Here is a 12,799-nt window from a genome sequence, read left to right on the forward strand (position 1 = left end):
AATTTGACCATCAAAATTTCCACCGTCCGCCTTTCAAGATGCCAGAAGTCCGAACTGCTAATCAGTACACAAATTTTAATTTATTTAGGACGATCGACCAAACAACCCGCAACAGGCAAAAATCATCTGTGGCGCTGCCAAATACCCTTTTAGGTTTTAGATTTTAGATTTGAGAATTGGCAATGACTTATGGCTATCAGGGTTTGGAGCACGGGCCTACCGTTACATTCTTTGCGTGAAACTGGTATTGAATTATTTTCTTGTGATCGGTGTTATTTCACTGGCGACTAAGGGTTCTTGGGCTATTTTGCCGAGTTCGACTGAGTTCAAAACTGCTGACCACTTGATCGCTAAACTGGAATCGCTGGGAGACTGGAGACGCAATTTAGCTAGAGTTGCCAGGTACTCGTACCAGAGATTTTGTTGGGCGAAGATGCTGAGCTTGGTGAGATCGGACGATCGATCCAACTCTGTTTTCACGCTTGAAGCGACAGCAGTGCGGTTGATCCACCCGGAAACGAGAACATCATCTTGTGTATTTTTGGGGTTGCATTTGATAGTAAAGTACCATTGATAGTTTTTGCCAACTTCCAGGGCTGGCGAGTTGTCGTCGGAGCCGAGGCTGACGCTAACGATACCTGCACGGCTAGTTACCATGCGAAAACTTTTTTTGTATAGTGTTTTGTCCCTTTGGTCTGCTAACTCAAACTGAACTGTTTTGTCGAGGGCTACGGGAAGGTAGTAGAAAAATGTTGGCTTTGCTGATATGGTTTGCCCCATAGTTGATTGGGGAATCAAGGCGGTTAAGGCAGTTGTGGCCGTGGGGCATTCTAAGCCGCGGGTTCCTCCCCCTTCCCGCCTTCCGGGTACTCCGTCCTCCGGCGGTTGAAAGCTATTCCACGCCGCTCCCAATTGCTGGCTGTTCGGTCTGCTTCCGCTGGGTTCAGGGGGTTGAACTGTTTGCCAGTTGAGGGGTAGCTGCGGTGGTGAGGCGCGCTGGACAAGGTTTGCGGGGCTTTTGAGAGCCTCTGCTGGTATTAAAAAACTACCGGCGGCAACTGCCTCTAAAGACAGAATTAAGGAAAGAGCACCGATATTTAGAGCAGACTTCAAAGCCATGACGAACCTGCCTTCTGATGAACCTAGGAACTTTATCGCACGGTTTTATTCTATCCAAGGTTTTGACGGATATCGTAATCTGTTGTACTTAATTTATATCTTCAGGCAGATACGATTATTTGGGTCGATCTGCTCAACATAGAATTCTCTGTCGCGTTTGTCAGTGGTAGCTTAGTAGTTATACTTACTTCCATTCACTGCTGCAGGTTGGGTTGAGCTTGTTAAACCCAACTTTGACAAAGACTAATATTCGGGGTCTTTTAACTCTAGCAAGAGGCTACAACGCCTCTTTTCGTAAAAACACCTGGTTGATGCGTCAGTCCTGGATATCAGGAAACTCGGCAATTTTGCTGGTGAACCTCAAGCGCTCGGCTACAAGTTACAAATCAGTTTTTCTGTACAATACCGGCAAGAAATTTAGCATGAATCTCGATTCACCTGTTCTCTCGGATAAACAGCCTTCGGGGCTGCGGATGGTCAGACCCATCGGAGTCTTGGCACTGCACGGCATTGCTTTTTTAGGAAATAGGTTGTTCGCTGTCGATCGCGCCGAAGGGCTGCTATTGGAGATCGATCGAGAAAGTGACAACACTACTGTTTTGAATCCATTTCAAACGGCTAAGTTTACCGGCGCAACGGGGCTGGCTATTTCGGAAGATACTCTCTGGTTTGCGCGGGATGAGGATATTTGTTGCTGTCGGGGCGCAATTCGGGACGGGGCGATCGCTGAACTCAAACCGGAACATTTTGTTTCACTTTCTTATCCTGCTGACGGGATTGCTGTTTGGAAATCTACGCTTTATGTGACTTGCCAGAGATTAAACTCGATTCTGGTTTTTGACCTGAAAAGTGGTCGGGAAATTACTCGGTTTTACGCTCCCGGTATTGGGGTAGAAAATATTACAGTCCGGGATGAGGAAATTTGGGTTTGCGACAAAACTGAGCAAACTGTTTACTGTTTGGAACGGGGAACTGGGGAGATTAAATTTAGTGTTTTGACTCCCTTTGAGTCGCCTTCTGGTTTGGCTTTTCACAAGGATTCCGAAACGGGGGAGGAGGTTCTGTACGTGGCTTATGCCGGGGATGAACTTTACATCCGGGATGACCCGAATTCGGAAGATCCTTTTCAGTTGACCAAGCGCGATCGCACTTTTATTCAGCCCTTGTCTTTTCACTACAATGAAGCTGACCGCTACGCTTTGTCAAACGGTTTTTTGATGGAAATGTCTTATGTAGAGGAACTGTCTCCTCTCGATGAGGTAGACATCGAAAATTTAGAGTGGCGGATTGCTTTGCCTTCGGAAACTCATCGGCAAAAGGTAAGGAGTGTTACGCCGATTGGAATGCCTTTTACTGAGGAAATTCAGGAAGGAGAACGGGTGGCGGTGTTTAAGTTCGATCGGCTGCACCCTGGGGAACGCCGAATTTTTGGCTGGAAGGCATTGTTAGAAGTTCGATCGATTAAGTATCAGTTGTCACCTAGGGATGTCGAAAAGATTCCTAAGCTGTCGCCGGAGTTTGCAGCTAAGTATTTGGTGGATAATGACAATTTGGCGATGGATACGGATATTGTGCGATCGGCTGCTGTGGCTGCCATTGGCTCGGAAACTAACATTCTCAGGCAATTGCTGAGCATTCGTAATTTTGTTTACGATCAACTTTCTTACGGAATTAGGCCTCACATTGACACTCCCGATATTGTGCTGCGCCGCGGTATCGGTTCCTGCGGCGAATACGTGGGAGTTTTGTTAGCTTTGGCTAGGTTAAACGGGATTGCTTGCCGCACGATCGGGCGCTACAAGTGCCCCGCTTTTGCTGACAGAAAAGGTGTGTCGCTGGAGCCGGATTTCAATCACGTTTGGCTGGAATTTTACATTCCGGGTTTTGGCTGGGTGCCGATGGAATCTAATCCTGATGATATTCAAGACAGAGGCCCTTATCCGTTGCGATTTTTTATGGGTTTGGCTTGGTATCACGTAGAAATTGGCAAAGGAATTCGGTTTCAAAGTCTCACGAGCGGTGGTCTTCCTTTAAATAAGGAGGAGGTTTCCGTGGGGAGTCTGGCAATTAATCATGTGAGGTTTACAATTTTGTCAGAGTTGCCAGCAGTTTGAAGAGAGTGTTAACAGTTAACAGTTAGCCGTCTATATTCAACTGTTAATTGTTAACATTTTTCATCTAAAATCGAAAGTAGAAAATGTAAAATCAGAGGAAGAGGGGTTGTGGAATTTTCGATTGCTAATTTTCTCGTTTTAGTTGCCTTTGTACTGCTGCTAACTGTGACTGGTGGGGTGGCTTATTTGACTTCTGTTGAGTGGCGCGATCGCAGGCGGTTAGATAAGGCTAAACGGAAAAAAAAGTAGCTTTTTGCTGTTGACAAAGTGCATCTTTTATGATATAGAATAAGGCGACCTGGTTAGGTCGCCTTATTTTTTGATTTGAGGTATAGCAGAAGGAAGAAGGAAGAAGGAAGAAGGAAGAAGGAAGAAGCAACAATCGCAATGGTTTCAGCAATTTAAAATCTCCTAACCGACTTGGCGGTTGCTATATTTTCACCGCAGATAAAAGAAAGTTCGCTAACCTAAACGTTGTAGGTTTGTAGTCAGGACTTGAGTCCTAGTAGTTTTATGAGGGATCAAGTCCTGACTACAAAACAATTTGATTGCAGTCGTTCGTTAGCGAAGCCCTCGAAGAGGATCGCACATAAGATGATTCACGGGCGAGACGCCCGCGCCACAACACACACACCAGAACAAACACACAGGAAAAAGGGGATTTGGGAGTTGGTATTTTAAGTCCACTGTCTGAAAAATGTATTTTCTTGCCAAGCGGTGGCGGTGCGTTTTTCAAGTGCTGCCATTTCTGTTGTGTTTAGGGGTTGGAATGCTTGGGCGACTTTTAAGTTTTCTTCTAATTGCTTTACTGAGTCGGCGGCGATGACGCAGCAGTGCACGCCGGGAAGTGAAAGCGTGTAGCCCATTGCTTGGTGCATTCCATCTAAAACACCGTTCTGAAATAATTTGCCGTAAGCGGGTATTTTCATGGCTATGACGCCGATATTTTTGGCTTTGGCAATTGGTAAAGCGCTGGTAACAAAGGAGCGCGGATGATGTTTTTCGGCGGCGTTGAGGGAGATTAATGTTGTGTCGAAAGGATAGCGCTCCAGGCCTGCCACAATGATAGCAGGTTCGTGGTGTCCGGTGATGCCGGAAAAACGAATTATTTTTTGCTGCTTGGCTTCTTCGATCGCCTTTATTGCTCCGTTGGTACTGAAAATTTGGTCTAATTCTGTTTGGAATGAGACGTGGTGGAGTTGCCACAAGTCTAGTCGATCGGTTTTCAATCTTTTGAGCGATTGTTCTAAGTCTCTCCACGCGCCATCTCTGTCTCTGGCCGAGGTTTTTGTGGCTAGGAATATGCGCGATCGATATGATGGCAAAACTTTGCCTAAGTTTTCTTCGCTGGGCCCGTACTCGGCCGCCGTGTCAAAATAGCGAATGCCTAGTTCGATCGCACGTTCAATTTGTACCCCCGCTTCTGCTTCTCTGCCCTTCTGCGACAGCGGTGTTTGTCCGCCTCCCCCCAAACCGAAAATCGGCACTTTCACGCCGGTGTTGCCTAACAGTCGTTCTGGCATTTTTACTGTGGCGGCCGCCTGGTTATTGGGTGCGGCTGCGATTTCCCGATCCTGCTGTTCGATCGCCTTAGCACCTGCAATGCCGCTGGCAACAGCTATACTGCTCAATATAAAATTGCGGCGAGTCTTTTTGCGGGTCATTGTTTCCGTCTCCTCAGAATATATGAGAGAAATTAACCGCGTTTGTGTTGGCACAATACATAAAATTTTACTGCAAATAAGATAAATTTCCCCCTCTCCGAGGAAGGAGAGGGCTGGGGGAAAATTATCTATGTGCCGATCGATTATTGGTCAATTATCCATGCGCGAATCAGTTCGTTTATCTGTTCTGGTACTTCGTCGTGGGGACAGTGACCAGCTTTGATAAAGTGTTCTGTCAACTGGGGATAGTGTTTGCGAAATTTGGCGCTTCTTTCTGCGGAATTCATCCACGGATCGCCTTCTCCCCACAGCATTAGCAACGGGCAGGTTAATTGACTAAGTAATACGTCAATTTTTTCGCCTTGGGGTGTTCGGAATACGGAAGAGAACACTTTGGGGGCACCGGGATCGCAGGAGGGAAGGTATATTTCTTCTACTAATTGGTCTGTGACTGCGCTTTGGTCGAGATATACTTTTTCTAGGGTTTTCCGAATTGTCGATCGCTGGCGCACGTACTGGAACAGCAGAAAACTTGCCCAATCTTGCTGAAATAAGGTTTTAGCTACTGCAGATATGGCTTTTTGCAAGGGCGGGGCTTCGGGTGCGGGCTGCGGTTCGCTGAAGGGGCCGGCGCTGTTGATTAATATGAGTCCCGCGGCTGATTCGGGGCGCTGGGCAGCTACACACAAGGCGGCGTAGCCTCCGAGGGAGTTGCCAGCTAGTACGGCGGGCCGGCCGATGATGTTGGTAATAAAGTCGTGGAGTTGGTCGCGCCAGAGGTCGCCGCTGTACTGCAATTCGGGTTTTGCCGATCGCCCGAATCCGATCAGGTCGATCGCCCAGACTTCAAAATCTTTGCTCAGGCCGCTGATATTTTTGCGCCAGTGGTCTGTGGATGCTCCAAAACCGTGAATTAACAGCAGGGGAGGGCGTTCTGGATGCCGATCGCTGGATCGAACGTAGTACACTGAATGCCCCCGCCACTGCCAGTAAGTGCCGGCTATGGGGGCTGCGCTGATGGCTGGGGTTGTTTGCATAATGTAAAGAAATAATTATTTACTTTAACTATTGTATCGCGATATTCAGATTTATATAGTGTGACCAACGCCTCGGAGTTTCGCCAGCAAAGGATTGGTCAATTTTGGCGAGTGCGGGAGAGCGCGATCTCCCGCACTCAGGATTAATAAGTTTTGTAACAAATATTGATTTTGGGAGGGGCGCAGCAATGGGAGATATTTTGCCCGATCGCATTTGGGAGAATAAATCGGGTTTTGGCTGCAACATACCTAGGTATGATGATTTGGCTGTTTGGCGGTCTGAGGAAGTTCTGGGCGATGGCGCTTGCCTAGGGGTGCGAGGGTCGAACCTGATTGGGGAGGGTCAAGGGATCGACTTTTTTATAGTTATTTGCGAGCTTTTCCAGGTGGGGATCGTTTGTTCAAGATGTGTTGACGGCTTCGGGGGTGCAGCTAGCCGTTTGGTTGCTAGTTGGCCAAAGCCGAGATCAAAAATTTCGCTGCTGGGAGAACCTATAAGTAAAATTACTGATGGTTCTCTGCAGAAGTTTCTCAGAATCGCTGAATATTTTGTGACGTGGTTTGCTGTTCTTAATTGCTTGGATACTCTAAGATAGAAGTAGAGCTGCGCCGCTCAATTAATTAGCATTTTGAATACTAGGGAGCCAACTATGCAGGGTGTGAACTTTATCCACCTGAAAGTTAGGGAGTTTTCTGAGTGATTGCTATTTCACCTCGTCCCGTCGGACGCAATTGGATTACGATTAGCTTCGCTTCTACCCTATACCTTTGTCCTATTTTGGATCTGCTCCTAGCAGAGCTTCCGGATCACTGGCAAGCGGAATTGCGGTTGGGGCTTCAAGAAGCTTTGGTAAATGCTGCTAAGCATGGAAACAAGTTAGACCCCGGTAAAACTGTTGGAGTCCGTTTTTCGATCGTCCAAAACCAATATTGGTGGGTGATATCGGATGAAGGTTCTGGCTTTAAGGCCCCTTGCAGTTGTAACCTTTATACCGATGATTGCGACAGTCTCCTAGCAGAGGACGTTGCAGATAACTCTGGACTACCCCATGTGGAACAGGAATGCGGTAGGGGGTTGTTTATTCTTTACCAAATATTCGATCGGGTAGAGTGGAATTCTCAAGGTACAGAGTTACGGCTGTGCAAAGAACTTCCCAGTCGCTATCGGCTGCCTCGCTTGCGCTAGAACTGCTATTTGGCAGCAGTTTTTACCTCAGCTAGACCTAGAAATTTTTTCGTTCCCGGACTGAAGTTTGCAGTGAGAATTTGAACTCTCTGGCTATTGATAGCTGATCATAATGCAAAATGTTAGTTTTGAGTTAAAAAAGTATAAATCTTTTGAACTCACAATCGCGCTGCTCGATCGGGCGGCGCGATTGTCTAATTTTTGAGCGACTAATCAAACCAAAACTCAAGACTCTATACTAAAAATTATTTGCCGTGGGTGGGACAGGGAGGAGCAGATATCGATCGATCCAGCCATCCTGCTGCTTGGTTTAAGCGCGGGAGAGCTTCTTCAGGCTGTTTTTTGAGCAAAAACACCAAAGCGGCCGCAGCTTGCTCGCAGGCCCGCGCAGAACGGTTGGCTTTGAGGCGGTGCCAATCTTTTTCGTGGATGGCGAGGCGCGCGGCTAGAGCTTGGGCTAGTTCTACCGTGCTCAGCTCGTTGAGGTTGACAGTTTGGGTTGTTTGTGTAGTTTCAAGCATAGGTGGTAAGGAAGAAGGAAGAAGGAAGAAGGAAGATGCGAGAAAATCAAGGGTTTCAGCAATTAAAAACGTTTTAAATGCCGATAAAGTTGCTATACTTATGTCTATTTGGCTAGAGTTCGTTAATTTAGAAAATATACTGCATATAATAACAATTTAATTGGAAATCGGTTTTTTTTATTATTGTCAGGTTTGCAGATCGAAATGCCTCAACAGCAGTCAGAGTTAAATCCGGAAGAGCAAGAAAGCGAGTTTGTTCAAGCGCTCGCAGCAGTGGAGCGCTCGCTCGCGGCAGTCAAAGAACGGTACACTCAAATTCAGGTTGATCGACAGCGCCAAGTCGAACTCGGGCATCGGCGCGAAGAAATCCGGCAGTCGGGACGCCGAAATCCATTGCCGCAACTCAAAAAAGAATTGCGGGAAATTGAGCAAGAATTGGAAACTATCGAGTTGAATTTAGAAAGCAGCCTGTTTTCTTGGGGAAGCATAAAACAACCTTTTTGGCAAGCAGTTCGCTTTGGGGGACTCGGCATTTTGATCGGTTGGATTTTGAAATCCTATGCAGGTTGAACAATGTTGGGATTTTTGATTTTTTTATTTACCGCAGAGGGCGCAGAGGGCGCAGAGGAAGAGAAAAGAGAGAAATATGGTGCAAAATATTAAATAAACAGGAGTGGATATTATGACAAATCAACGAATAGCAGCAATTTTGCGTTCAGGTGAACCCGACGAAACTGTAACTGTTCAAGGCTGGGTTCGTACTAAGCGCGAATTGAAAGAGTTTGCCTTTGTCGAAGTCAACGATGGTTCGGCGATAGCCAATTTGCAAGTAGTCATAAATTCCGATTTGCCAGATTTTGAAAATGTACTGAAACAACTGAATACAGGTGCATCTCTAGAAGTGTCAGGAGTGCTGGTAGCATCTCCGGCAAAAGGACAGCGAATTGAGTTGAAAGCCTCACAAGTACAAGTTTACGGTGATGCAGACCCGCAAACTTATCCGTTGCAAAAAAAGCGCCATTCTTTTGAATTTTTGCGGACAATCGCGCATTTGCGGCCGCGCACAAACACCCACGGTGCTGTCTTTCGAGTCCGCAATGCTTGTTCGGCGGCGGTACACCAATTTTTTCAAGAACGCGGTTTTTTGTGGGTTCATACTCCGATTATTGCTGCTAGCGACTGCGAAGGGGCGGGGGAAATGTTCGCCGTTACCAATTTTGATTTAAAGAATGTGCCGCGCACTGATTCGCAAGAGGTTGATTATGCTAAAGACTTTTTTGGAAAGCGCGCTTATTTAACAGTTAGCGGCCAGTTGGAAGCGGAAGTTATGGCGATGGCTTTCGGAAATGTTTACACTTTTGGCCCGACTTTTCGAGCGGAAAATTCTAATACTTCGCGACATTTGGCGGAGTTTTGGATGATTGAACCGGAGATGGCTTTCTGCGATTTGCAGGGAGATATGGATTTGGCTGAGGCGTTTTTAAAGTACATTTTTAAATACGTTTTGGATCGTTGCCCGGAAGATATGGAGTTTTTCAATGAGCGCATTGACAAAACAGTTTTGGCGACGGCTGAAAATATCATTAATAATCAGTTCGAGCGGATTACTTACACGGAGGCGATCGCACTTTTGGAAAAAGCCGACAAAAAGTTTGATTTTCCGGTAAGTTGGGGTTTAGATTTGCAGTCAGAACACGAGCGTTATTTGGCTGAGGACTTGTTTAAAAAGCCGACAATTGTCAGCGATTATCCCGTCGGGATTAAAGCATTTTATATGCGTTTAAATGAGGACGAGAAAACGGTGCGAGCAATGGATGTTTTGGCTCCTAATATTGGGGAAATAATCGGCGGTTCGCAGCGGGAAGAAAGGCTGGATGTGTTGGAGCGGCGCATGGAAGCCCAGGGTATGAATAAGGAGGAATTGTGGTGGTATTTGGATTTGCGCCGCTACGGTACTGTGCCTCACGCTGGGTTTGGTTTGGGGTTTGAACGGCTGGTGCAGTTTATGACGGGAATGGGTAATATTCGGGATGTGATTCCGTTTCCGAGAGCGCCTTTGAGCATTGATTTTTAGTTGAGGATTGTTTGTAGTGAGGACTAAAGTCCGAGCAAGTTTTAGGAGGACTTTAATTCTCACTACAAACACCTTCTTTTCCAATCTAAAATCTAAAATCTAAAATCTAAAATGGTATGATCTAATGGTTCTTCAAATCCCATCGAGTTCCAAAGCACCAACTGTCACCTGGGAAGCCTTACCATGCGACTTTGTATTACCGATCATCGCTGGTAGTAGTACGGCGCTCGCCACCCAGTAAGCAGCGATCGCCGTTTCGCTCATGCCTGGATTGTTAGGCTGCTGGCTCCATCTCGTTCGGTGCTGGCAACATTGAGAGTATATGCTCTTTAAGCGTTATAAGTTCTTTTGCCTTGACATAATATCCTAAGTGTGTGGGTATATTAGTTCTTGAAATAGGGGTTTTTGCTGTTGGAATTTCTACAATTTTTATGTCCCCATTAGCTGTAAATTGTGGACCAGCATACAAAACTCCTAAAAAAATCAAGCGGCTACCTATACAAAATCCATCTTGTGATGTGAATGATCCTTCGTTAATAATCAAAATTGGAGAACCAGAAGAACCGGGGAATGAAGCTATATCAGCTAAACCAATTGACTTTCCTTGAAAATCAACAATCGGATGTGATGCTGTAATTCCTCGACGCAAAACTGGGAAATTATTGACATCATCCCAAAGACCAATAGGATATCCCACCATAAGAATATCTTCTAATGCAGAAAGATTGCTAAGTATTTCTGTAGTAGGGAAATAATCTTCAGTAATTGGTTGATAAAAAATTTCTTGTCCTTGAGCCAACGCTTCCTGTCGCAGTGGTTCAAAGGGCATAGCACAAAGGTCTACATTACCAGGGTGAGGAATCCAACGGTTTTGAAAGTTCGATAGTGTTATTGGCTGTGAAGCAAATTTGGGTACGAATTGACCATTCTCGTCTTTGACTCCTAAATGAACAAAAAATGCTCCTAACCATGAATTCTCAACAACGTGCTTATTAGTAATAAGAACAGGTATTTCTATTGTTTCACTCACTCTGAAGTGAACAAAAAAAGCTGTTCCCGATGACTGATTACCATCATTCTGTTCTGTGACAATACGTATTGTCGTGAAAAGTAATTTCGATCCCAAACTATTTAGGTTAATCATGGACAGATATTAGAATGAAGAACTTTATACAAATTATCACCTTGCCTAAAAAATCAACAATATAAATTCATCGCAATTACCGAACCTTCCTGAGTTCGGTTGGCTATTCGGTTAAGGACAGCAGCCAAGCCTACGATCACCTTGTCTCTATCAGCATCAAAAGGGAGCAGAAGAGGAATGAGGGCTGGAGCCACAAAACAGGCTTTCACCAACAACCGAATTTCTCGAACGAACATAGTCACTCCTAACACTGTTGCTAAAGCCGTAGGGTGCGTCGCCATCGTAAATTCACAAAGTAGAGTGACAATCTCACAGCGAGGCACCTGACTATTGTCAGGTGCCTCACACTAATCTTCGTCAAGTCGCCGAGGGAATTGTGATATCAACAGATTGGACTTTGACCGAAGTTCCCAAACTCGATAACGGCGGTTGAATTGCCTCCGTATTTCCCACTACTAATGTTACCAAATTCTCCGGTTTCAAATAAGTCTTAGCTACGCGCTGCACGTCGGCAATTGTTGCTGCTTCGATGCTGCGACGGTAGCGAAAAATGAAATCTTCGGGATAACCGTAGTATTCGTACCGCATTAATCGCGACAAAGTTTGACTGGGATTTTCAAATTTGAAAATGAAAGAATTTAGGGTGGAATCTTTAGCAAAAGCTAATTCTGCCGGGGTAATTGGTTCGGTGCGGATACGATCGATCTCGGCGCGAATTGCCTGGATAAACGGTACTGTCGCGTCCGATCGCGTTTGGCCTCCAGCGACAAACACCCCCGGATAGTCATATCTCGGACTCCAAGCGGCGTATACTGAATAAGCTAAACCTTGGCGCGATCGCACGTTATTAAACAAACGGCCACCGAAACCATTGAGAACCCCATTCATCACGTCCAAAGCACCGTAATCTGGGCTGCTGAGCATTCCGCCCAAATGTCCCATTTGTACGTAGCTTTGACTTAATTGCGGCTGATTTACCAAAAATACGCCGCCTCCATTTGCTGGCGCTACGGTTGGTAGTGCTGGCACTTCTGCACTTTGACTCGGTTGCCAGTTGCCAAATTTTTGCTCGACGAGCGATCGCATTTTAGCTGTATCAAAATCGCCAGAAATACCCAAAATCATATTTTTGGGATGGAAATATTTCTGGTAGAAACTCACCAAATCGTCGCGGGAAATATTGGCGAGGGTTTTGTATTCTACCGTGCGCGCGTAAGGACTGCGATCGCCATAAATTAATTTTTGAAACTCGCGGCCGGTAATACCATCAGGATCGTCATTGCGGCGGGCGATCGCACCTTGAGTTTGGTTCTTCGCTAAATCCAACTTTTCCTTAGCAAATATTGGCTCCCGAATCACTTCTGCAAATAAGTCAAATACGGGTTCCAAATCTTCAGCTAAAGCACTAAAATTAGCGCTGCCAGAACTAACATCAATCCCTGTTTCTACCGAAGCTGCTCGCTGTTCTAGCAACTGATTTAATTCATCAGCCGTATGCCGACTCGTGCCGCCAGTTCGCATCACTTCTCCCGTCAAACCTCCCAATCCAATTTTATCGGCAGGTTCAAAACGCTCGCCCGTGCGAAATAGCGCCGTTCCCCCGACTAACGGGAGTTCCCGGTCTTCCATCAGATACACCCGGATGCCATTTTTCAGCTCGAAGCGAGTGTATTTAGGCAGTTTAATTTCTGACAGCGGGGGAAATCTTAATTCGTCGTAGTGTTTGGGTGCCGCCGCCAAGGAAGGTAACAAATTAAACGTGCCAAGTGAAACAGTAAAAAAGCAAAGTGATAGCAGAAATAACTTTACTTTTTTCAGTCTCAATTTAGTCCTTTTCATTCTTTCTCCTAAGTTATACATTCAGACAAATGATGACTGTTGACTGTTGACTGTTCGCTGTTGGCTGTTTGCTCACCACTGACAACTGACAACTGACAACT

At 45.9% G+C, this 12,799-nt stretch carries 12 protein-coding genes; 5 read left to right on the forward strand and 7 right to left on the reverse strand.

Going from position 1 to position 12,799, the window contains the following annotated elements; all coding sequences use genetic code 11:
- Positions 1-252: 252 nt before the first annotated feature.
- Positions 253-1,119, reverse strand: coding sequence for a DUF928 domain-containing protein (locus QUA10_RS15430; protein ID WP_333083408.1), 867 nt, complete (start codon positions 1,117-1,119; stop codon positions 253-255).
- Positions 1,120-1,541: 422 nt separating this feature from the next.
- Here QUA10_RS15430 and QUA10_RS15435 point away from each other — a divergent pair, with 422 nt between their 5' ends.
- Positions 1,542-3,233 (forward strand): transglutaminase domain-containing protein, encoded by a 1,692-nt coding sequence (locus QUA10_RS15435; protein ID WP_333083428.1) that lies wholly within the window; start codon positions 1,542-1,544, stop codon positions 3,231-3,233.
- Between the two features lie 108 nt (positions 3,234-3,341).
- Complete coding sequence (locus QUA10_RS15440; protein ID WP_333083407.1) at positions 3,342-3,482, forward strand: hypothetical protein; 141 nt, start codon at positions 3,342-3,344, stop codon at positions 3,480-3,482.
- A gap of 428 nt (positions 3,483-3,910) precedes the next feature.
- Here the strand turns inward: QUA10_RS15440 and QUA10_RS15445 are convergent, their stop codons facing one another.
- Entirely contained in the window at positions 3,911-4,897 is a 987-nt protein-coding gene (locus QUA10_RS15445; RefSeq protein ID WP_333083406.1) for an aldo/keto reductase, read from the reverse strand.
- 143 nt (positions 4,898-5,040) lie between these two features.
- A complete protein-coding gene (locus tag QUA10_RS15450; RefSeq protein ID WP_333083404.1) occupies positions 5,041-5,934 on the reverse strand; it encodes an alpha/beta fold hydrolase in 894 nt (297 codons plus the stop codon).
- Between the two features lie 697 nt (positions 5,935-6,631).
- Between QUA10_RS15450 and QUA10_RS15455 the strand changes: the two genes are divergently transcribed.
- Complete coding sequence (locus tag QUA10_RS15455) at positions 6,632-7,120, forward strand: anti-sigma regulatory factor (protein WP_333083403.1); 489 nt, start codon at positions 6,632-6,634, stop codon at positions 7,118-7,120.
- A gap of 245 nt (positions 7,121-7,365) precedes the next feature.
- On the opposite strand, the gene QUA10_RS15460 is transcribed toward QUA10_RS15455, so the two are convergent.
- Positions 7,366-7,641 carry a DUF6439 family protein gene (locus tag QUA10_RS15460; protein ID WP_006631172.1) on the reverse strand — a complete coding sequence of 92 codons (276 nt, stop codon included), beginning with the start codon at positions 7,639-7,641 and terminating at the stop codon, positions 7,366-7,368.
- 204 nt (positions 7,642-7,845) lie between these two features.
- Here QUA10_RS15460 and QUA10_RS15465 point away from each other — a divergent pair, with 204 nt between their 5' ends.
- Entirely contained in the window at positions 7,846-8,211 is a 366-nt protein-coding gene (locus QUA10_RS15465) for a DUF2203 domain-containing protein (protein ID WP_333083402.1), read from the forward strand.
- Positions 8,212-8,323: 112 nt separating this feature from the next.
- Positions 8,324-9,715 carry an asparagine--tRNA ligase gene (gene asnS / locus QUA10_RS15470; protein ID WP_333083400.1) on the forward strand — a complete coding sequence of 464 codons (1,392 nt, stop codon included), beginning with the start codon at positions 8,324-8,326 and terminating at the stop codon, positions 9,713-9,715.
- 274 nt (positions 9,716-9,989) lie between these two features.
- On the opposite strand, the gene QUA10_RS15475 is transcribed toward asnS, so the two are convergent.
- The 3 genes from QUA10_RS15475 to QUA10_RS15485 all read right to left on the reverse strand — a co-directional run bounded on the left by QUA10_RS15475 (position 9,990) and on the right by QUA10_RS15485 (position 12,698).
- On the reverse strand, positions 9,990-10,859 hold the full coding sequence (locus QUA10_RS15475) for a hypothetical protein (protein ID WP_333083399.1): 870 nt from the start codon (positions 10,857-10,859) through the stop codon (positions 9,990-9,992).
- 53 nt (positions 10,860-10,912) lie between these two features.
- Positions 10,913-11,140 (reverse strand): hypothetical protein, encoded by a 228-nt coding sequence (locus QUA10_RS15480; RefSeq protein WP_333083398.1) that lies wholly within the window; start codon positions 11,138-11,140, stop codon positions 10,913-10,915.
- A 76-nt stretch (positions 11,141-11,216) separates the two neighbouring features.
- Positions 11,217-12,698, reverse strand: coding sequence for a pitrilysin family protein (locus QUA10_RS15485; protein ID WP_333083396.1), 1,482 nt, complete (start codon positions 12,696-12,698; stop codon positions 11,217-11,219).
- Positions 12,699-12,799 lie beyond the last annotated feature (101 nt).

It is taken from the genome of Microcoleus sp. Pol8_D6 (assembly GCF_036700965.1).
Lineage (GTDB): Bacteria > Cyanobacteriota > Cyanobacteriia > Cyanobacteriales > Microcoleaceae > Microcoleus.